At 37.2% G+C, this 21,210-nt stretch carries 17 protein-coding genes and 1 pseudogene; 15 read left to right on the plus strand and 3 right to left on the minus strand.

What is annotated here, in order from left to right:
- Positions 1-252: 252 nt before the first annotated feature.
- The 9 genes from AABE15_RS07055 to parC all read left to right on the plus strand — a co-directional run bounded on the left by AABE15_RS07055 (position 253) and on the right by parC (position 10,492).
- Complete coding sequence (locus AABE15_RS07055; protein WP_338330585.1) at positions 253-1,248, plus strand: lytic murein transglycosylase; 996 nt, start codon at positions 253-255, stop codon at positions 1,246-1,248.
- Positions 1,249-1,334: 86 nt separating this feature from the next.
- Positions 1,335-2,213, plus strand: a complete 879-nt coding sequence (locus AABE15_RS07060; RefSeq protein WP_338330586.1) for an RlpA-like double-psi beta-barrel domain-containing protein — start codon at positions 1,335-1,337, stop codon at positions 2,211-2,213.
- An 11-nt stretch (positions 2,214-2,224) separates the two neighbouring features.
- Positions 2,225-3,454, plus strand: coding sequence for a D-alanyl-D-alanine carboxypeptidase family protein (locus AABE15_RS07065; protein WP_338330587.1), 1,230 nt, complete (start codon positions 2,225-2,227; stop codon positions 3,452-3,454).
- A 47-nt stretch (positions 3,455-3,501) separates the two neighbouring features.
- Positions 3,502-4,161, plus strand: a complete 660-nt coding sequence (gene tmk / locus AABE15_RS07070) for a dTMP kinase (protein WP_338330588.1) — start codon at positions 3,502-3,504, stop codon at positions 4,159-4,161.
- Positions 4,151-5,107 carry an AAA family ATPase gene (locus AABE15_RS07075; protein WP_338330589.1) on the plus strand — a complete coding sequence of 319 codons (957 nt, stop codon included), beginning with the start codon at positions 4,151-4,153 and terminating at the stop codon, positions 5,105-5,107. The genes tmk and AABE15_RS07075 overlap by 11 nt, the downstream gene beginning before the upstream one ends.
- Complete coding sequence (gene metG, locus AABE15_RS07080; RefSeq protein WP_338330590.1) at positions 5,104-6,630, plus strand: methionine--tRNA ligase; 1,527 nt, start codon at positions 5,104-5,106, stop codon at positions 6,628-6,630. The genes AABE15_RS07075 and metG overlap by 4 nt, the downstream gene beginning before the upstream one ends.
- 7 nt (positions 6,631-6,637) lie before the next feature.
- Positions 6,638-7,432, plus strand: a complete 795-nt coding sequence (locus AABE15_RS07085) for a TatD family hydrolase (RefSeq protein ID WP_338330591.1) — start codon at positions 6,638-6,640, stop codon at positions 7,430-7,432.
- Positions 7,429-8,211: an MBL fold metallo-hydrolase gene (locus AABE15_RS07090; protein WP_338330592.1), complete on the plus strand. Its 783-nt coding sequence runs from the start codon at positions 7,429-7,431 to the stop codon at positions 8,209-8,211. The genes AABE15_RS07085 and AABE15_RS07090 overlap by 4 nt, the downstream gene beginning before the upstream one ends.
- A gap of 55 nt (positions 8,212-8,266) precedes the next feature.
- Positions 8,267-10,492: a DNA topoisomerase IV subunit A gene (parC, locus tag AABE15_RS07095; RefSeq protein ID WP_338330593.1), complete on the plus strand. Its 2,226-nt coding sequence runs from the start codon at positions 8,267-8,269 to the stop codon at positions 10,490-10,492.
- 81 nt (positions 10,493-10,573) lie between these two features.
- On the opposite strand, the gene hemB is transcribed toward parC, so the two are convergent.
- A complete protein-coding gene (gene hemB, locus AABE15_RS07100; protein ID WP_338330601.1) occupies positions 10,574-11,569 on the minus strand; it encodes a porphobilinogen synthase in 996 nt (331 codons plus the stop codon).
- 43 nt (positions 11,570-11,612) lie between these two features.
- Positions 11,613-13,064: an amino acid permease gene (locus tag AABE15_RS07105; RefSeq protein ID WP_338330594.1), complete on the minus strand. Its 1,452-nt coding sequence runs from the start codon at positions 13,062-13,064 to the stop codon at positions 11,613-11,615.
- Positions 13,065-13,232: 168 nt separating this feature from the next.
- On the opposite strand from AABE15_RS07105, the gene glyA reads away from it, so the two are divergent.
- The 4 genes from glyA to AABE15_RS07125 all read left to right on the plus strand — a co-directional run bounded on the left by glyA (position 13,233) and on the right by AABE15_RS07125 (position 18,323).
- Positions 13,233-14,525 carry a serine hydroxymethyltransferase gene (gene glyA, locus AABE15_RS07110; protein ID WP_338330595.1) on the plus strand — a complete coding sequence of 431 codons (1,293 nt, stop codon included), beginning with the start codon at positions 13,233-13,235 and terminating at the stop codon, positions 14,523-14,525.
- 2 nt (positions 14,526-14,527) lie between these two features.
- Positions 14,528-15,772: a glycosyltransferase family 4 protein gene (locus AABE15_RS07115; RefSeq protein WP_338330596.1), complete on the plus strand. Its 1,245-nt coding sequence runs from the start codon at positions 14,528-14,530 to the stop codon at positions 15,770-15,772.
- Positions 15,773-16,292: 520 nt separating this feature from the next.
- Positions 16,293-17,390, plus strand: a complete 1,098-nt coding sequence (locus AABE15_RS07120; RefSeq protein ID WP_338330597.1) for a glycosyltransferase — start codon at positions 16,293-16,295, stop codon at positions 17,388-17,390.
- Positions 17,391-17,393: 3 nt separating this feature from the next.
- Entirely contained in the window at positions 17,394-18,323 is a 930-nt protein-coding gene (locus tag AABE15_RS07125) for a mitochondrial fission ELM1 family protein (RefSeq protein ID WP_338330598.1), read from the plus strand.
- Between the two features lie 94 nt (positions 18,324-18,417).
- Here AABE15_RS07125 and AABE15_RS07130 read toward each other — a convergent pair whose 3' ends face one another.
- The gene (locus tag AABE15_RS07130) at positions 18,418-19,098 is read right to left on the minus strand and encodes an HAD-IA family hydrolase (protein WP_338330599.1); all 681 of its coding nucleotides are present in this window, start codon (positions 19,096-19,098) and stop codon (positions 18,418-18,420) included.
- Between the two features lie 53 nt (positions 19,099-19,151).
- On the opposite strand from AABE15_RS07130, the gene glmU reads away from it, so the two are divergent.
- Positions 19,152-20,489, plus strand: coding sequence for a bifunctional UDP-N-acetylglucosamine diphosphorylase/glucosamine-1-phosphate N-acetyltransferase GlmU (gene glmU / locus AABE15_RS07135; protein ID WP_338330600.1), 1,338 nt, complete (start codon positions 19,152-19,154; stop codon positions 20,487-20,489).
- Between the two features lie 5 nt (positions 20,490-20,494).
- A pseudogene (locus tag AABE15_RS07140) lies at positions 20,495-21,210 on the plus strand (glutamine--fructose-6-phosphate aminotransferase); the annotation flags it as partial.

The following is a 21,210-nucleotide window of genomic DNA, read 5'->3' on the forward strand; positions in this document are numbered from 1 at the left end:
CCTTATAAACAGTTCATTATCTAAACACACTTATTCTTATTGTAGTTATGCTGAGTCATACCAAATTCGCCATACCATTTAAATAAATAAGACAACAAATTATTCGTAACTCCTATTTTTGCTTCTATTGAAATAATGCCACGAACAAACTAAAAACTCTTACCCTAATTGTCGACCCAATTAGGGTATGTTAGGTTATTGGAAAAGGCAGCTTGACATCAGTTGATAATTTCATATTTCAATGAGAGAATTATGCAAAACAGAAGACAATTTTTAACTCAAGCAGGAATTGCACTTACTTCTTTAGCTGTGATGCAAATGTTCTCTCAAGCTACCCAAGCCTTTCCTCCTTTATCCTATAAAAATTTTCTACAGGAAATTTACCAACAAGCTTCTCAAAAAGGGATGAATGCACAGCGTATCCAACCCGCTTTGTTCGCGCTGAATGCGCCTAATGAAAAAGTCTTGCAACTTGATCGCAAGCAACCCGAGTTTACTTTAACGTGGGAAGAGTATTATCAAAAAGTTGTCACAGCCAGCAAAATTGAAAAGGGAAAAAAAGCCTTTAGCGACACCCAGGCTTTTCTTACTCTTCTTTGGCAACAGTATAGCGTTGATCCAAGAGTAGTTTTGAGCATCTGGGGTATTGAATCCGCTTATGGTGAACATAATGGTAATTTTAATGTAATTGATTCATTAGCTACGCTTGCTTATGAGGGTAGAAGAGCTAATTTTTTCAAAAGTGAATTATTTAATGCACTAAAAATAATTGATAACGGTGATATTACTTGGCAATCAATGCTTGGCAGTTATGCCGGGGCAATGGGACAACCCCAATTCATGCCAAGTGCATATTTGCGCTACGCGGTAGACGCTACAGGAGATGGACGTCGTGATATTTGGAATAATATCCAGGATGTATTAGCGTCGATTGCTAACTATTTAAATAAATTTGGCTGGAGAGCGAATGAGCCTTGGGGGCAAGAAATAACACTGCCCGTAGGATTTTCTGATTCTATGATAGGGAGGCATATCGTAAAACCGCTGCAATACTGGAGCAGTTTGGGGGTTCGAAGAAAAGATAGTTCAAATTTTGCCTCAGTCAATGTAGGGGGAGCTATTCTTTGCCCTGATGGAGTGGGAGGAAAAGCTTATATGGTTTATCATAATTTTAATGTTATACGTCGATATAATCCTTCGGACTATTATGCGCTTGCCGTAGGTTTATTATCAAATAACCTCACGTGAGCTAAGATTGTTTTTCATTCAAAAATATCGTATTTCTAATACTCAACGCTTTTTACATTTCGTCGCTTCAGTCAGCAGGAAACCCGATGATTAAAAAGGTTTATGTGTTATTCGTCGCAGTGACGCTTATTAGCTGTTCCAAAAGTGACCGTATCGCCAAACAATCGCCAACAGTTCACTACGAAATAGGGAATCCTTATCCATTAGGAGAACAATGGTTTTACCCTGAAGAAAATTTTGCCTATAACTCAACAGGATTGGCAAGCGTTTCCTCAAAATCAAAAGGAGAACTAACTGCAAACGGTGAAATCTATAACCCGGAATCCATGACGGGTGGACATCCAACCCTTCAATTGCCATCCATTGTCCAAGTTAAAAACCTCGATAACGGTAAAACCATTACCATTCGTTTGAATGACCGAATTCATACTTTGCCGGCCAGATTATTAGAACTCACGCCTAAAGCCGCTCATTTATTAAATATGGATTTACACCTACCTGCAAAAGTAGAAGTTACAGAAGTTGAAAAGGCTAGTCAGAAACTTGCTTTTGAATTACCAAATGGACCACAGACTCAGATGCAAGTACAAACGGCTCCTCTAGATACTATCAAAGTTGAAAATCTTGATGGTTTTCCTATAAACTCTCGTCCAAATAGTGTTCAAAACATTTTAACTAAGTCCGTTTTTAATTCAACACATGTTCTGCCAGAATTGCCCGCTATTGTCACCCAAGGATCTGCAATAGGTGGCGATTTATGGATCGAAGGGGGCTCGTTCACCTCTCGTATTTACGCCAGACGTTTTGCAGCGCGAATGAATGGAAAATTGATAACACAGTATAAAAATGGAAAACGATCCATAAGGGTGCTGCGTGGCCCTTATCAGAGCGTTAACCAAGCTGATCAAGATCTTAACTATCTTATAAAATCAGGCATTAAAGGTGCCAAAATTATTGTCGAATAGGAATAACAGGCGTGCAAACTCGTAGATCTATCCTTGCCAGTGCTGGTAGCCTTGCAATATTTTACGCAACGTTACCTTCATGCTTAGCCAAGCCCAATCATAATAGAAAATTCAAGAAAAAAACTTCAATCCCTACCGCATCCTTTACCTATGGGCCTCCGGCCACAACTCCCATTGGTCCATTTGACACGGTTGCTCAATATGCTTTTATTATGGACTTCAATACTGGGACAACATTGCTTGATAAGTCAGCGGATCAACCCATGCACCCTTCGTCCTTAACCAAAATTATGACTTGTTACATCGTTTTTGCAATGCTGCGTACGGGTCGTATCAAACTCGACCAGCTAATGCCTGTAAGCGAAAGGGCATGGCGTATGCAAGGATCAAAAATGTTTGTTCCTTTAAACGGGCAAGTACGTGTCCAAGATCTTATCCAAGGAGTCATTATTCAATCAGGCAACGACGCCTGCATCGTTCTTGCTGAAGGAATAGCAGGCTCAGAAGAACAATTTGTACATATAATGAATGAGCTTGCTCCCAAAATGGGATTAAGAAACTCTCATTTTATGAATTGTACAGGTTGGCCCGATGCCAACCATATGATGTCCGCAAGGGACGTTGCTTTGGTCGCTTATCATCTTATTCATGATTATCCTGAATATTATCATTATTTTTCCGAGAAAGAATTTACGTTCAATCGGATCACTCAAGGAAACCGTAATGTTTTGGTCGATAAAGGATTAGCTGATGGTCTTAAAACAGGTCATACCGAAGCAGGAGGATATGGATTATGTGCCAGTTCCGAACGCAACGGAAGACGTGTAATCATGGTTGCAAACGGTATGAATTCTACGAATGTAAGGGCCCATGAAAGTGAACGCCTCTTGCAATGGGCTTTTAATCAATTCGAAAATATAGCTTTATTTCATAAAGGCGAGGTTGTTGAACATGCTTCTGTATGGATGGGTACTGCACCGACTGTTCCCCTCATAGCAGGAGAAGATTTGCTTTTAACAGTACCACAGGGTGAACGTAATAAACTTAAAGTCACTTTAGACTATACCCAACCTATTCCTGCACCTATCGCTAAAAACCAACCCATCCAGGCTACTTTGTCTATACAAGATAAAGGAAACGTAATTCAAATTCCAATTGTGGCAGGTGAAACTGTTGAAAAAGCAGGTATTATAGCACGAACTATTAAAAATATTAGTTACCATATAGGTCAAAATTTTTAATCAGTTAAATAGCAATTTCACTCATGTCAGCGTACAAAGCAAAAAAGATGATTAAGCCTTTGAGCAAGGGATATTTTATTACTTTTGAAGGGGGTGAAGGAGGCGGAAAATCTACCCAAGCAAAACTTTTAACAGACGCATTGACTAAGCATAATTTTGTAGTCACACAAACGCGAGAACCAGGGGGATCACCAGGCGCAGAAGAAATACGGGATCTTTTATTGTTTGGAAAACATACGCTTTCGTTGAAAGCTGAAATATTAGCACATTTTTCAGCTAGGATGGACCACGTAGACCAATTAATATACCCCGCTTTAAATCGAGGTGAAATTGTAATTTGTGATCGTTTCATTGATTCGACGTTGGCCTATCAGGGCTATGGTTTGGCCAGGGGTGATAAAAAAATTTTAAAATTTATCCATGCCTTATCCAACCTTATTGATGTTAAACCTCAGTTGACGTTTTTACTTAAAACCTCATTGCCTATGATGCAAAACCGGTGTCAACAAAGAAATCAACGTTTGGATCGATACGAACGTTTACCTAAGGATTTTCATCACGACGTTCTTGAAGGATTTCAAATAATTTCTAAACACAACGCCTACCGCTATATTTGTATTGATGCTTCTGAATCTATTGAAGCTATTCATCAAAAAATTCTTTCTATAACTTTTCAAAAGCTAGCGACATTGCCTCATGAAACCTAACGAGCAGCAGCATTCCTTATGGGGGCACCATAGACCTTTAAAACAATTCAAAAAAGCATTCATTGAAAATAAACTTCATCATGCTTGGCTTATTACAGGGGAGGAGGGTGTCGGAAAATTAACATTTGTACACCACCTCATCAAAATGATTTTGAGTAAGACAAATACAGCCCTCTCCCCAATTAATGCCCTGAGTCATCCTGATATTCTCTTTATCGATCGTCGAATGGATGAAAAAAAACAGCGTTTACATTCAGAGATACTTGTCGATGACATCCGAGCTGTAAATGAATTTTTAGCTTTAACACCCGCTCAAGGAGTCTGGAGAATCGTCCTCATCAACCATGCGGAAAAAATGAACCTAAACGCTACGAATAGTTTGTTAAAAATTCTTGAAGAACCCCCAAAAGCATCGTTATTGTTTCTAACTTGCCATTGCCCAGAAAATTTACTTTCTACCTTAAAGAGTCGTTGTCAAAAGTTACGACTCAATCCGTTATCCAAGCATGAAATGCAACACGCATTGCATTTCTTTTTCCCAGATTTACCTCAGAACACCATTGATCAACTCGTTGATGCTTCTTACGGATCCATAGGAAGCGCCCTTAAAATTTTAAACAGTGGTTACTTGGAATTGAAAGAAATTACTGATAATTTTTTTGCTCGTCCAGATGTTAACAGCAATTTTTTTACAATAATTGACACCATTATGCAGTATGAAAATGGGTTTACCCTTTTTTTAGAATTAATTTCGAAAAAAATTTACGAGAATACCGTCTTAGCAATACGGGAGGCACGAACTGAATTTGGCAATCCTTTGCATTCGATTGCCGAATGGATTGATCGTTGGAAACAAATTTTAGAATGGCATAACCAGACAATATCTTTTAATTTAGATAAAAAACAAACCTTACTCTGTGAACTCAATCTTATAAGTAAACCATGAAACCTCATTATATGATCACTACCCCCATTTATTATGTAAATGGGTCTCCCCATCTTGGACATGCCTATACCTCTATTGCAGCGGACATTATTGCCCGTTTTAAACGCCTTGACGGGTACGATGTTTTTTTTCTTACGGGTACAGACGAACATGGACAAAAAGTCGAACAAGCTGCACAGAGCAACGATCAAACCCCACAAGATTTTACCAAAGAAATTTCACATCAATTTCGTTCAATGGCGGATCGATTGCAAATAACCTACAACGACTTTATTCGAACTACCGAAGAACGACATATAAAGAGTTGCCAAGCGTTATGGAACAAAATTGCTCAGGCTGGGCATATTTATTTAGGTTCTTATGAAGGATGGTATTCGGTACGGGATGAGTGTTATTATGGAGAAGATGAACTAATTAACACTTCTGATGGACGCAAACTTGCCCCTTCTGGTGCTGAAGTAAAATGGTTAAAAGAACCTTCTTACTTTTTTGACCTTTCACAGTGGCAAGATAAGTTATTAGAATTTTATAATCAACACCCTAATTTTGTTGGACCAGAAAGTCGAAAAAACGAATTATTAAATTTTATTAAATCTGGATTACGTGACCTTTCAATCAGTCGTACTAGTTTTAAATGGGGAATTCCCGTTCCCAATGACGATAATCATGTGATGTATGTGTGGTTCGATGCCTTAACCAATTATATTTCCGCTTTGAATTATCCAGATAATACAGAGTTATGGCGTTTCTGGCCTGCCGATCTACATTTAGTTGGCAAAGAAATTTCTCGATTCCATGCGTTATATTGGCCCGCATTTTTAATGGCCGCGGATATTGAAATCCCCAAACGCATTTACTCTCATGGTTGGTGGACCGTAGAGGGTGAAAAAATGAGTAAATCTGTTGGTAATGTAATTGATCCTTTAGCGCTAATTGACGAATTCGGGCTAGATCCATTACGATTTTTTTTAATTAGAGAAGTTCCCTTTGGTGGCGATGGTGATTTTAGTCGACGCTCTCTTATCAATCGCCTGAACAGTGAACTGTGCAATGATTTAGGAAACCTTACACAACGAACACTTGCCCAAGTGAACCGTAATTGTAACGGTCTCATCCCAGAAATAGGTATGCGTAATGAAAACGATATGGATTTTTTATCTCAAGCCTATTTGCTGCCAGAACGACTAAGAGAACAACTGGACCGACAAGCTTTAAATGAATCCTTAGACTCTGTATGGAAAATCATTCGCGCTTCCAATAGTTACATTGATCAGCAAGCGCCTTGGGCTTTGAAAAAAACAGATTTGCGTCGTATGGAGGTTGTATTAAGGGTTTTGATAGATACGTTAAGAGTTATTGCGACTTGCTTACAACCCTTTATGCCGGAATCGATGGGTAAACTTTTAAATCAATTAGGGGTTAAAGCGGAAGAAAGGCAACTTAAAGACCTTGCTCACCCCCTTCCATCAGGCAGAAATTTACCTGTTCCAGTAGGTATATTTCCTCGTTTTGTGGAGAAATAAGTACATAATGTATCTTGTGGACACACATTGTCATTTGGATTTTTTTCCCTCTGACCAACGCGTTGACCTCTTTCGTCGTTGTAAAGAATCCAATGTAGGGGAATTGGTTACTATTGGTACCCGTCTATCTCAAGCAAGCGTCCAAATTAATCTTACCCAACTTTCTTCCCCAACACTTAAAATTTGGTGCACCATCGGCACTCATCCAGGACATGTTGAAGAAGAAATAGCAGAAACGACCGACGCAATTGCCTCTTTTACTCAACATCCCATGGTTATTGGGATTGGTGAAACGGGGCTTGATTATTACTATGGAGAAGTGGAATATTTTGAAAAACAAAGACAATCCTTCAAAAGGCATATTCAAGCGTCTCAGATAACACAATTACCGTTATGTATTCATGCTCGAAACGCCGACGAAGATCTTATCCATATAATTTCTGAAGAATACGGAAAGGGTGGGCCTTTCCCATTTGTTATTCATTGCTTTTCCTCAAGTTTAGAACTGGCTCAATTTGCTTTAAAAATGGGGGGATATATCAGCATTTCTGGAATTGTGACGTTTAAAAATGCAGGCGATTTAAGAAGCATTATCAAAGAATTACCCTTGGATCGCCTTTTAATTGAAACGGATTCTCCTTATCTTGCTCCCGTTCCTAAGAGGGGTAAACAAAATGAACCCGCATTCGTTGCCTACACAGCGCAATTTCTCGCAAAATTATTTCAAATTAAATTAGAAGAACTGACCCATACAACCACTCGTAATTTTTATAAACTTTTTAGCAAGGCATCCGCCACATGAAAGTTTTAATCCTTGGATGTGGTGGTTCCGGTGGAGTCCCCACAGTTGGAGGAAAAGATGGGGCTGGATACTGGGGAGCTTGCGACCCTCTAGAACGCAAAAACCAACGGACACGTTCTTCTATTATCATCGAAACGTTACATAATAAAAAAATTATGATTGATACTGGACCTGATATACGTACACAATTACTTCGAGAAAAAATAAGCACATTGGATGCGGTTGTTTATACCCATGCTCATGCTGATCATATTGCAGGGTTGGATGAACTCAGATCTATTAATCGCTGTATACATAAGGCATTACCTATTTTTGCAACAAAAGAAACACTTACCGAATTAAAAAGCCGGTTTACTTATGCATTTAAACCGTGGACTACAGCCCCGCATTTTTTTAGACCTGTTTTGGAGGTCAATTTAATTGCTTATGGCGAGCCCATTACGATTGGTCCAGATTGTCTGCAGACCTTCGAGCAAAAACATGGTGCCTCCAAAACGTTGGGGGTTCGTTATAAATCAATTGCCTATTCGACGGATGTCACGCATATAAGTGAAAATGGCTTTAAAATTTTATCTGGAGTTGAAACATGGATTATTGGCTGTTTTCAAAGAAATACTCATCCTGCACATGCCGCACTAAACAACGTGATAGAATGGCAAAAAATTGTAAAACCTAAACGAATTATTTTAACCCATATGGGCCCAGATATGGACTGGAAGTGGTTAAAATTGAATTTACCCCAAAGTATTGAGGTTGCTTATGATGGATTAACTCTATAGGGTAATAAAATTCTTTTACGCAACAATCTCTTTTAAATAATTTACAGAGTTCTCAATGATAAGCGAACCCCATGGTCTGATTCAAGATACATCATTTAGCAATGCATTAAGCGAGCGTTATTTAGCGTATGCCTTATCAACAATTATGTCTCGCTCGTTGCCTGATGTACGCGACGGCTTGAAACCAGTACACAGAAGATTGCTTTTTGCAATGAGGCAATTAAAACTTGATCCAAAATCTGGTTTTAAAAAATGTGCACGTATTGTGGGAGATGTTATTGGTAAGTATCATCCGCATGGGGATGCGGCTGTATACGAGGCCTTGGTCAGGCTAGCACAGGATTTTGCCGTTCGTTACCCGTTAATTGAGGGTCAAGGTAATTTTGGATCCATTGATGGAGATAACGCAGCCGCTATGCGGTACACCGAATCCCGCATGACTGCAGTAGCACAATTAGTACTCGACGGTATTGATGAAGATAGTGTTGATTTTAGGACTACTTATGATGGAGAGGAAGAAGAACCTATCGTTTTACCTGGAGCCTTTCCTAATCTACTCGCCAACGGTGCTAGCGGTATTGCTGTGGGAATGGCTACTAATTTGCCACCTCATAATGTAGGGGAAATTTATGACGCCGCAATGCATTTAATAAAAAATCCTGAGGCCAACACAGAGGATTTAATAAAATTTGTAAAAGGTCCCGATTTTCCTACTGGTGGATTAATTGTTGAAAATCAAGAGGTTATAAAACAAGTTTATCAAACGGGTAGAGGTTCCCTTAGAGTACGAGCGCGATGGAATCTTGAGCAAGGACGGTTTGGAACGTGGCACGTGGTCATAACAGAAATTCCTTATCAAGTACAAAAATCCAAACTCATTGAACAAATCGCTGTGTTAATGGAGCAAAAAAAACTACCTCTTTTATCAGATATAAGAGACGAAAGTACAGACGAAATTCGAATCATAGTTGAACCAAAAAACCGAACGTTGGAACCTGAAATTTTAATGGAGTCACTGTTTCGTATAACTTCCTTGGAAACAAAATTTTCTTATAATATGAACGTTTTGGATAAAAATTTAGTTCCAAATGTCATGGGTTTAAAAGATTTATTAAATGCTTGGCTTGATCATCGTCATCAAGTCTTATTACGCAGAAGTCGTTATCGTTTATCGCAATTAGAACGAAGAATGGAAATATTAAATGGATTTCTGGCAGTTTATTTGAATATGGATGAAGTTATTCGTATTATTCGCGAAGAAGAAGAAGTAAAAAATGTGCTTATATCCACCTTTAGTCTTACGGAATTGCAGGCGGAATCCATTCTAAATATGCGATTAAGAAGCTTAAGAAAACTTGAGGAAGAAGGTATAAAACAAGAACATAAACGGCTTACGTTGGAAAAGGATCAGTTGTATGGCTTATTAACAAATGAAAAACGCTGTTGGAAAACGATAACCAGTCAGCTTAAAGAAGCCAAAAAAATATTCGAGAGTGGTGCTTTAGGAAAGCGAAGAACCGATATTCATAATGCCCCTAAACTTATACCTATTGACGAATTTTTAGAAGAAACTGAACAAGAACCGCTCACCCTTTTTCTTTCAACGAAAGGATGGATCAGGGCCTTAAAAGGGCACAATTTAGAACTAAAATCCATTAAATTTAAAGAAGGCGATAAATTACGTACGCGTATTGAATGCCAAAGCAACGACCGAACGGCTGTACTGACTACGGACGGTAAAATTTACAATATCAAAGCTTCCGATCTTCCACGAGGTAGAGGAGATGGTCAGCCCTTACGGTTACTAATCGATATAGAAAATAGTGCAGAACCTGTTTGCTTTTTTATTCTAGAAGAGGCTCGCTATTTACTTACGACCGAGGCTGGTTATGGTTTTATTGTTGAATCCCTTCAACTCATCACAGATAGAAAAAATGGAAAGCAAATTTTTAATTTAAAAGTTAATGACAAAATTTTTTCTTGTTTAAAAGTCGCAGGTGACTATGTAGCAACCGCCACAACGTCTGGAAAATTTTTAATTTTTCCAATTGATCAGATACCTGTTATGAAAAAAAGTAGTGGCGTTATTTTACAAAAAGTTGGAAAAGGGAAATTAAAATTATCCTTATTATTTTCTTCTAAAACTAATTTGGATATTCCTAGATTGGCACGTTCAAAGTCGTTTACAGATTTGAAAGAGTATGTAGGCAACCGTGCAAGTTTGGGGAAAAAATCTCCTAATTGGTTACGAAATTTACCCCAGCAACATAATTTAGATTAAATTCACTTGTTTATCTAAATTAACTTTTTAATGTTATTTTATAAAATTATTATACACTGACTTTAGAGATTTTTACTGGATTTAGCGTTGTGAAAGCAGCTTGGCTGCTTCCAACGCAAAATAAGTTATAATTGCGTTTGCGCCAGCACGCTTAAAACAAAGCAAGGTCTCTAGAATAGTCTGGTCTTTTTTTAAATATCCTTGATGAATAGCATTCATCAACATCGAATATTCACCTGAAACTTGATAGCTAATAATAGGAATTTCAAAACGATCTCTTACGGATCGAACAATATCTAAATAAGGCAAACCGGGTTTGATAATAACAGAATCTGCTCCTTCCTGAATATCCATTTCAACTTCAAGAAGCGCTTCGCCCCGATTGGCTGGATCCATTTGATAAGTTTTTTTATCCCCTACTAGCAATTCTCCTGTTTCCAAAGCATCGCGAAAGGGACCATAGTAAGCACTCGCATATTTAGCGGCGTAAGACATGATTAAAATTCTATCCTGACCCGCTTGATCTAAAGCTTGTCGTATAGCACCAATGCGCCCATCCATCATATCAGAAGGAGCAAGAACATCAATTCCCGCTTGCACCTGAGTAAGGGATTGTTTGATCAATATTTCTATGGTTTTATCGTTGACGATAATCTTGTTATGTATAATTCCATCATGGCCATGGTCGGTATAAGGATCTAGCGCTATATCCCCCATCAACAATATATCAGGAAAGTATTGTTTTAACGTTCTAGCCGCACGACATATCAAATTTTCTGAATTAAAAGCCTCACTGCCTTCAGGATTACGATTTTTTTTAGGGGTAACTGGGAATAATGCCAAAGCGGGCAAACCCAGTTGAACAGCTGGTTCAACATACGACGGCAAACGATCTATCGAAACCCGTTTTATCCCTACCATCGAAGAAATTTCTGTCTCTATTCCTGTACCTTCCATTATAAATACAGGCCAAATTAAGTCATCAATCGAAAAGGTATTTTCAGCTACCAATCGACGAATAGCTGTGCTTGATCGGTTACGACGCATACGTGTTAAGGGAAATTTACCTATCATGATATCACTGCTTACAAAAATTTAGCAAAACATTCAAAATAAATAATTACTTAAAATTACTAAGTTTACTGTGTTTAAATCCATAACAAAAATAAACAACTATCCCAATAGCAAGCCAACCCAGTAGCATTACCCAGGTAAGAGAATTTAAAGAATACATTAAAATTAAACTAGTCAAGGTTGCAATAATAGGAATAATATCCCCACCAGGAGCTTTAAATTTCCTTGGATAATTCCTATGCGTACGTCGCAACACGATAACAGAAGTACATACAAATACGAAAGCTGTTAATGCACCAATTGAACACATACTACTTAAAATTGAAATAGGGAAAAACGCCGAAAGTAAACAAATTACAATCATAAAAAAAATGTGAGAAGACCAAGGTGTTTTAAATTTGGGATGTGTTTTGGAAAAAAAAGCAGGAATAAGTCCATCTTTAGAAAGTGTATAAAAAATACGCGTTTGTCCAATTAAAAGAAGAAACAAGATAGGCACATATCCACAAATAACACTAAGTTTCACTAAAGGTTGCAACCATGCAAAAGGAATATGATTAATGGCTGTTGCTACAGGGGCAGCATCGCCAATTAAATCTTTATAATACACAAGCCCTACTATGACACAGGCAAACGAAACATAGATTACCGCACATACAGCAATGATAATCAAAATAGCTCTGGGAATATTTTTAGAAGGATTTTTAATTTCCTGGGCCGCTGAAGATACGCTATCAAAGCCGATATAAGCAAAAATAATCATACCCGCTGCTTGCATAATTCCAGAAAATCCATAATGCCCAAACTCTCCTGTATTTGGTATTACAAAAGGATGGTAATTATGAAAATCAATATAAAAAGCCCCAAACCCTATCATGGTCAGAATAACAAATATTTTAATAAAAACAACAATATTGTTTATTCGCAACGATTCCTTAATCCCTCTCATTAAAACAAATGTAAGAAGAATGATAATAAAAGTAGAAAATAAATTTAAATATCCGTGCCCTACAGAACCATCGGCAAGCTTATACGTTTCAAAAGGTGAAGAAATAAGCCGAACATCAGGATAAATGCCAAATCCATTGAGTGTTGATAAAATATACTTTGACCAACTAACGGCGACTGCTGCTGCTCCCACCGCATATTCTAAAACCAGACTCCACCCTACGATCCACGCAATGAATTCACCAAAAGCAATATACGTATAGCTATAAGAACTTCCAGAAACTGTAACCATACTTGCAAGTTCACTGTAACATAAACCAATAAATGAACAAGCAACTGCACCCATTAAAAAGGACAAGATTACCGCCGGTCCTGCATGTTCTGATATGGCAATACCGGTAATGGAAAATAGACCTGTCCCAACAATTCCCCCGACACCATAGAAAATTAAAGTAGTCATGCCAATAACTCTTGCAAGATCATTATCCGCAATTTGATCATTATCTATTGGTTTTTTGCGAAAAAGCGAATAAGGCGTAAGTTTCGGCATAAAATAATCCTGATCTAAACAAGTGGAAATATTCTTTTAAACGGTTGCACAGCGATTGAAAAACAATTTTTTCAATTTATGTCTTTTAAAAAAAAACTTTCTAATTTATCTATTAAATATTGGTTTTTTTTTATTCTTTTCATTACTACATACGTCAGGGATTTGCAAATGTCTTACCATTCCTCACACGATCAATTCTTTAATGCTGACATATCTATAACGGATCCTGAAATTAACAACGCGATCAAGAGTGAGCTCTTACGTCAACAAGACGGTATCGAGCTTATCGCCAGTGAAAACATTGTTTCCCATGCTGTTTTACAAGCTCAAGGAAGCGTTTTGACCAATAAATACGCCGAAGGATATTCAGGAAGACGATATTACGGTGGATGTAGTGAAGTTGACAAAGTCGAAATTTTAGCTATTGAACGAATAAAAAAAATATTTGGAGCTAAATACGCAAACGTTCAGCCCCATTCTGGTTCAAATGCAAATCTTGCAGCGTTCATGGCAACAATTAAACCCGGTGAAAAAGTACTAGGAATGAATTTGGCCTCGGGTGGCCATCTTACACATGGTGCAGCCCCTAATTTTTCTGGAAAATGGTTTAATGCATTGCCTTATGGAATTAGACGTCAAGATGGTTATCTTGATTACGAGGAAATGGAAGCTACTGCTCGAGCCGAAAAGCCACGGTTGATCATTGCTGGTGGATCAGCTTATCCAAGAACTATTGATTTTGAACGTTTTCGTAAAATTGCGAACGAAGTGGGGGCATATTTAATGGTTGATATGGCCCACTTTGCTGGTTTGGTTGCTGCAGAGCTTTTTCCAAACCCATTGCCTTATGCCGACATCGTTACCAGTACCACCCATAAAACACTCAGAGGCCCAAGAGGAGGATTCATTTTAACCAATTCTCCCGATTTAGCCAAAAAAATAAATTCAGCCGTATTCCCTGGATTGCAAGGGGGACCGTTAATGCACGTTATTGCTGCAAAGGCAGTTGCTTTTGGTGAAACATTAAAACCAGAATTTAAAACCTATCAGCAATCTGTCGTAAAAAACGCTAAGATACTGGCAGAAACCCTTATTGAGTGTGGTTTCAACATTGTAACTGACGGTACAGATTGCCATCTTTTGCTGGTGGATTTGCGTCCTAAAAAAGTTACCGGTAAGCAAGCTGAGGAAAGCTTAGAAAGAGCAGGGATCACCGTCAATAAAAATGCCATTCCATTTGATCCTGAAAAACCTGCAATCACCTCTGGCATACGATTAGGCAGTCCTGCTGGAACCTCTAGAGGATTTGGCGAAGCTGAATTTCGTGAAATTGGCTTTCTTATCAATGAAGTATTAACCTCTTTAGCTAACGCTCCGGAAGGCGATAACCGTATTGCTGAGCAAGCCGTTCTTAAAAAAGTAAACGCTCTTTGTCAGCGTTTTCCAATTTATAAAAAGTAAGCGTGTTATTTATAGTTTTTATACGATCTATTTGGAATAGGTTACCTATAGAAGCTAGACGTTACGGGTTGGCTTCTATAGGTTCTTTATGCGCTCCTTCAGCTCCCCAACATTATGTAATAGGATCAACGCTACTTGTAGCGGGTGAACTTTCTAGAGCGAATGGTTTAGGTGAAGGAGCTAGATTAATGCTTCAGGCTTTAAAAAACTTAAATATACCATCCGATTATCTCGAAATTTCTCCTTACTTTTTTTCATATAAACACTATCAACGTAACGCTAAAATTTTATCTGATAATCCTTATGCTCCTATAATATTTCATATTAATTCGCCGCAAATTCCTTTTGCATTATTAAGTTTACCCCAAAAACATTTAAAAAACCGCTTATTGATTGGATATTGGGCATGGGAATTACCTATTCTTCCAAAAATATGGAAGTTTGGGTTTCATCATATTCATGAAATCTGGACTCCCTCATATTTCAGCGCCAATGCCATGGAATCGTTAGCCGCTAATTATAAAAAAACTGTGCGTATTGTACCACATCCTGTCGCTGAAAAATATGTTTCATTGTCGCACAAAAAAAAAATAAAAGAACTTGAGGGATTAGAAAAAAAAATCATAATTTTAAGTTCTATTAATTTATCTTCAAGCTTTGCTAGAAAAAATCCAATTGGTGTAATTAAAGCTTTCAAATACGCCAAACTTGATAGTGAAAAAGTGTTTTTAATTCTTAAACTTACTGAAGTTGGTGCTTATCAAGACAACTTTGAAACCATTAAAAAAGAAATACATCCAAATACAAATATAATTATCATTACGAGAACCTTAAGCAATGATGAATACCAAAGTTTATTAGATCGAGCGGACATCGTTTTATCATTGCATAGGAGTGAAGGGTTTGGCTTAATTGTTGCCGAAGGTATGCTATACGGTAAACCTGTCATTAGCACAAATTGGTCGGCAACGTCAGAATTCTTAGACGCACATTGCGGTATTCCAATACATTATCAGCTCATACCTGTTTTAGATGAACGTAAAGTCTATCAAGTAAAAAATGCCTATTGGGCCGATCCAGATTTAAAAGAAGCTGCCAATAAACTTAATAAACTGGTTGAGGATAGTTCTTATCGACATAGTTTAGGAATGTCTGCTTACCAAAAGGCGCAAAAACAATTCACTTCTCGAAAATTAATTTTTGCATTAAAAAACATTTCTTTTAAATTTACTTCAAAACAACTTTGAAAAATTTTAGTTTTAGCGAACAGTTTGCTACTTGCTTTCCTGTAAAATTTTTGCTTTAATTTAACTGATCTTAACCTTTCTCTTGGTTAAAATTTCTCCTTAGTTTATCAGACGATATGTATTACTGAGTTGATTTGTTGCAGTTTAAAAAAATTAACTCTAACTGTTAACTGCTCTTTTTTGTAAAGAACTTTACTTGATACATTAAAACAATGTTTGTTGCCAAAGCTGTTGGCCATACTTTACTCGACTTAAACTTAATCTATACACATAGCTTTTGCTATTTATGCATATATATCTCATTTGATGTAAAGAGTAATCTCTATCTTATGATGACTAGCTATATTCTAAATATTTTGACGATTTTTAACCTTAAGGTTAAAAAAACTCGCTTAAACTCTTTAGTCAATATTTATTACTAAATTAATTGACTGTAGTTGCAACTATTGTCAAAACGCGACTATCGTTAATATTTTATTTATCTTAAAGGTTTTTATGATAATTTTATTAAATATTCACAATGAATAACATCAATATACTCGTTTGGCAGTGGGGTCGAAAGGGAGCCGGCCCCAAGATAGCTGTTGAATTCACAAAGGCATTAAGATTAATTGACGATATTAACCCTATATTGTCTTTATCTCGCCAATCTGAAACGATTTCGAAAATAACCTATTGCGATTACAAAATTAGTGTCAATACCTACAAAAATTATTTTGGATATCTCAAATGCGTATGCCTGAGCCCTTTACGTATAGTAACCCTAGTTAAAACTTTAAAAAAATATAAAATTAAATATGCTTTTTGTATGATGCCTGGGCCTTTGGATTCAATAATGGCCATTGCCTTACGTTATCTGAAAATCCCTTTTATAGTCATTATCCATGATGCTTATCCACATCCAGGTGACGGTTATATTTTTCAAAATTTTCTACAGAAACTTCTCATTAAACAATGTTCTTATATTGTTTCTCTTACAAACTACACGCAAGCTCAATTAAAAACACAGAATGTTGCTAAGGGAAAACAATTTTTAAGTGGTTGGCATCCGCCATTTGAGTTTCCAGAAAATACAAATCCATCCCCTTTAAAAAATAATAAAATACATATCCTTAACTTCGGCCGTTTGCTATATTATAAAGGACTGGATCTTCTTGAAGAAGCTCTCAACCAATTATCAAGTTATAAATCTTTTGAATTACGAATTATTGGAAATGGACCCCACACAAGTATTTTAGATAAATTGGCAAATCACCCCAATGTTTCAGTTGAAAATCGCTGGGTCCCTGAAGAGGAAATTTCTTCTTTAATGGATTGGGCAGACCTCATTATTTTACCTTACAAAGACGCGAGCCAAAGTGGTATTGCTGCGACAGCGTTAGCATATGGCAAACCTATTTTAACTACAAAAGTAGGGGGATTAGTTGAGCAGCTTGCCCACGAACAATTTGTTTATTTTTGTGAACCTAATGCAACTTCAATTGCTAAAGAATTAGAAAAAGTTTTAAAATTAGATTTTCCTTTTCGACGACAAAAATATAACGTTCAAGAAGAGTGGAAAAAATTTGCATTTGAACTCTTAGACCAGTTAAATTTAGTAAAGATTAAGAATATATAAATAATGCCAACTGTGAACATTTTGACTGAAGATTTTGCGGGTATGAAATCACAAGCTATTGGCCTGGCGGAAAGAGCTGGATTTGCAAAAAATTTTTGTTTATTAAAACCAAAGCCTCTATGGAAACTTATCTCAGCACCATACTGGCCTTTCCCTTTAAAAGGAGTTGAACCATTTTGTTTAGGAAATTCCTTCATCAACCTGAGTGTTGGTAGTGTAGGAGGGGTGGTTAATGCCGCACTTCAAACCAATTCAACACCTAAGATTCATATACAAAATCCAAGAATCTCCGTTACCAAATTTGATCTAGTCATTGCGCAACCTCATGATCACTTATATGGCAGTAACGTACTGATATCTCGTAACGCTATCCATAAAATCTCTCCGCATGTTTTATCAGAAAATAAGAAGAAATGGTTTTTAAAATTAAAACGACCTGATAAGCCTATTGTTTCCGTTTTGATTGGTGGAAATAATGGTAGATTCCGCTTGGCTTTCAGCGAAGCCGAACTGATTTGCAATCAACTTAAAAAACTTATAAATCAAGAAGGGATTTCTCTTTTATTAACTCCCTCTAGACGTACTAACCCAAAAATAATTGCTTTATTCAAAGAAAAATTGGCTCCTTTAGGAGCATATATTTGGGACGGTAATGGAGAAAATCCTTACTTAGGTTTTCTTGCTTGCGCAGATTTAATCTTAGTTACCATTGATAGTGTATCCATGATTTCAGAAGCCATTGCGACTCAAGCCCCTGTAATGATTATCCCTTTACCAGGAAAATCAAAACGTATTTTCGCTTTTATACAATCCTTAATAGGCCTTAAAAGAATAAAAATTTTCAATGGAGACTTTGTTTCTTGGAACGTGTCCCCACTAGACGATACAGAGGAGATCGTCTACCAAGTTAAAAAACGTTTAAATATTTTTTAGAATTTAATATTAAAACTTGGTCACTAACAAAAAAATTAAATTTTTATTTATTTGTATAGGGGGCAATGTGCATAATCCCTCAAAAAATTAATATTTAAATTCTAATAATATCTTCAGCAATTTTAGGTAAATCTGTTATCATTTTTGCTACACGGGTAGCTTGGTCACCAATTTCTAATTTGCCATACCCCCATAACGCAAAAATACTTCCTGCAATATGGGCATTTTTAGCAACTAAAATATCATTTAAATGATCACCAACCATAACAGTTCGTGCTGCTTTAGCATTAATCTCCTTCATAATTCCTTCCAAATGGCAAGCGTGGGGCTTTTTATGAGCAAATGAGTCACCCCCTCCAACAACATCAAAAAAATGATCAAGATGATGATGCTTTAAAATATCTTTAGCCACTTTTGTTATTTTATTGGTGCATAAGGCAATGGCCCAATTATGCAATTTAAAATTTTCCAAGCATTTTTCAGCATTTTCAAAAGGTTTTGTATAGTCCGAAGAGTGATCTGAGTAATACTCAATAAAATGATCCGTAGCTTCTTTTCTATTGATGAACTTGGCTTCAGTGCCAGCTTGATCCAATAAACGTTCAACCAACAACTGTATACCATCACCAATCATAGAACGAACAATTCTATCGTCTACGGAAGGAAGGTTATACAACTTAAGCAGGTACCGACTACTATTGGCGATATCGGGTAAACTATCCATTAGCGTACCATCCATATCAAATACTATTAATGGACGTGATGATGAAAGCATTATAACCTCACTGAAATTGAACTATTCTTTTAATTTTAAGTATATGGCAAATAATGAACAAACGAACAAATGTTTTTCCAAACACCGTCGCGATTATCCTGGCAGCGGGTATGGGCACGCGAATGAAATCTCAAAAACCTAAAGCGTTGCAACCTCTAGCAGGCAAGCCTATGTTGTCTTACCTCCTAAAAAATGTGGAAAAAATATTTAAAACCATTGTAGTTGTTATCGGACCCAATATGCAGGAGGTTGCTGAATTAGTTAAACCCCATTCTATTGTCATACAATACGATCGTCATGGAACCGGCCATGCAGCTTTGCAGGCCGAACAATATTTTGGCGAGAACGATGTAGCCATTTTATACGCAGATAATCCCTTGATTACTGATGAAACGTTAGAGCGTTTAATCAGAACTAAACGTAACGGTTCTGCCGATATGGTATTAATGACTATGAATTGTAAAAATCCTCAATCTTATGGAAGGGTGATTGAAGTTAACGGTCAAGTTCAGAAAATTGTAGAATATGCAGATGCAAATGAAGAAGAAAAAAAAATAACCTTGTGTAATGCAGGCGTACTATGTAGCTCTGCTTCATATTTATCAAAATGGTTGCATCAAATTACCCCTAATAATCAAAAAAAAGAATATTACCTTGTCGATGCTGTAGCGATAGCGGTCAGTGAAGGTAAAAAGGTGATTACCTTAAAAGCCTCAGAAAATGAACTGCGCGGGATTAATTCAAAATCCGAACTAGCAGAAGCTGAAACTGTTATTCAACATCGACTAAGACAGCATGCTATGGACAACGGCGTGACCATGATTGCTCCCGAAACGGTTTATCTAAGCGAGGATACTAAATTGGAAGCTGATGTTATTGTTCATCCTCATGTGGTTTTTGGTAGCGGTGTACATGTAAAAAAAGAAGTAGAAATCAAATCTTTTTGCCACCTCGAACAATGTATTATAGAAGAAAATGCTGTTATCGGTCCCTATGCAAGGTTAAGACCGCAAACATTTGTAGGAAAAAAAGTTCATGTAGGAAACTTTGTTGAACTCAAATCAACAATATTAGGTGAAGAAACAAAGGTAAATCACTTGACCTATCTTGGTAATAGCAAAGTTGGGGAAAAAACCAACATAGGTGCTGGCACTATTACTTGCAATTACGATGGAATAAACAAGCATGAAACCATCATCGGTGATAATACGTTTATTGGTTCGGATACAATTTTAGTCGCGCCTGTAGAAATTGGTAATAAAAGTTTTATTGCTGCAGGAAGCGTTATTACCGAAAATGTCCCTGATAATGCATTCGCGTTAGGAAGAAGTCGTCAAATTGTAAAACCCCAGGCTGCTTGTCGATTTAATAAGAAAAAAAGCAAGGAATAAATTGAATGTGTGGAATTGTTGCAGTTATAGGAAGCAGACCCGTTGAACCTATTATTTTGGGAGCTTTAAGACGTTTAGAATATAGAGGGTATGATTCTGCAGGTATTGCAACGCTTAACCAAGCAAAAATTGATCGAAAAAGAGCTTCAGGAAAATTAGACAATTTGGCTCATAGACTCGTCAAAGAACCTCTATCTGGACATATCGGTATTGGCCATACTCGTTGGGCAACACATGGAGCCCCTACCCAAAACAATGCACACCCTCATGCCACTGAACGAGTTGCTGTAGTACATAATGGGATTATCGAAAATTTTGAATCGTTAAAACAAGAACTCATTTCATTAGGACAAACCTTCAACAGCGAGACCGATAGCGAAGTCATTGTCCAACTGGTGGATTATTATCTTAAACAGGGTGAGAGTCCAAAAAAAGCGGCATTTAATACGCTTAAAAAGCTTAAAGGAGCGTATGCTATTGCTATGCTTTTCGCCTGTGAGGGAATTATTATAGGAGCAAGACATGGTGCGCCTTTAGTGGTTGGGTTTGGCGAAAACGAAATGTTTTTAGGATCTGACAGCTTAGCGGTCGCACCCATGACTTGTAAAATTAGCTATATGCCCGATGGAGTTTGGACCATCTTAAGCAAAAATACCGCTGAATTTTACGATATGGACGAACAAAAAGTTGAGTGTCCTGCACAAACAGCGGCTTTAATGGC

It is taken from the genome of Commensalibacter sp. Nvir (genome assembly GCF_963921845.1).
In the GTDB taxonomy this organism is placed as follows: domain Bacteria; phylum Pseudomonadota; class Alphaproteobacteria; order Acetobacterales; family Acetobacteraceae; genus Commensalibacter.

What these genes read in the sequence shown, in the direction of transcription:
- AABE15_RS07055 (WP_338330585.1), top strand. Translation starts at nt 253, where the DNA reads ATGCAAAACAGAAGACAATTTTTAACTCAAGCAGGAATTGCACTTACT.
- AABE15_RS07060 (WP_338330586.1), top strand. Translation starts at nt 1,335, where the DNA reads ATGATTAAAAAGGTTTATGTGTTATTCGTCGCAGTGACGCTTATTAGC.
- tmk (WP_338330588.1), top strand. Translation starts at nt 3,502, where the DNA reads ATGATTAAGCCTTTGAGCAAGGGATATTTTATTACTTTTGAAGGGGGT.
- AABE15_RS07075 (WP_338330589.1), top strand. Translation starts at nt 4,151, where the DNA reads ATGAAACCTAACGAGCAGCAGCATTCCTTATGGGGGCACCATAGACCT.
- metG (WP_338330590.1), top strand. Translation starts at nt 5,104, where the DNA reads ATGAAACCTCATTATATGATCACTACCCCCATTTATTATGTAAATGGG.
- AABE15_RS07085 (WP_338330591.1), top strand. Translation starts at nt 6,638, where the DNA reads ATGTATCTTGTGGACACACATTGTCATTTGGATTTTTTTCCCTCTGAC.
- AABE15_RS07090 (WP_338330592.1), top strand. Translation starts at nt 7,429, where the DNA reads ATGAAAGTTTTAATCCTTGGATGTGGTGGTTCCGGTGGAGTCCCCACA.
- parC (WP_338330593.1), top strand. Translation starts at nt 8,267, where the DNA reads ATGATAAGCGAACCCCATGGTCTGATTCAAGATACATCATTTAGCAAT.
- AABE15_RS07105 (WP_338330594.1), bottom strand. Translation starts at nt 13,064, where the DNA reads ATGCCGAAACTTACGCCTTATTCGCTTTTTCGCAAAAAACCAATAGAT.
- glyA (WP_338330595.1), top strand. Translation starts at nt 13,233, where the DNA reads ATGTCTTACCATTCCTCACACGATCAATTCTTTAATGCTGACATATCT.
- AABE15_RS07120 (WP_338330597.1), top strand. Translation starts at nt 16,293, where the DNA reads ATGAATAACATCAATATACTCGTTTGGCAGTGGGGTCGAAAGGGAGCC.
- AABE15_RS07125 (WP_338330598.1), top strand. Translation starts at nt 17,394, where the DNA reads ATGCCAACTGTGAACATTTTGACTGAAGATTTTGCGGGTATGAAATCA.
- AABE15_RS07130 (WP_338330599.1), bottom strand. Translation starts at nt 19,098, where the DNA reads ATGCTTTCATCATCACGTCCATTAATAGTATTTGATATGGATGGTACG.
- glmU (WP_338330600.1), top strand. Translation starts at nt 19,152, where the DNA reads ATGAACAAACGAACAAATGTTTTTCCAAACACCGTCGCGATTATCCTG.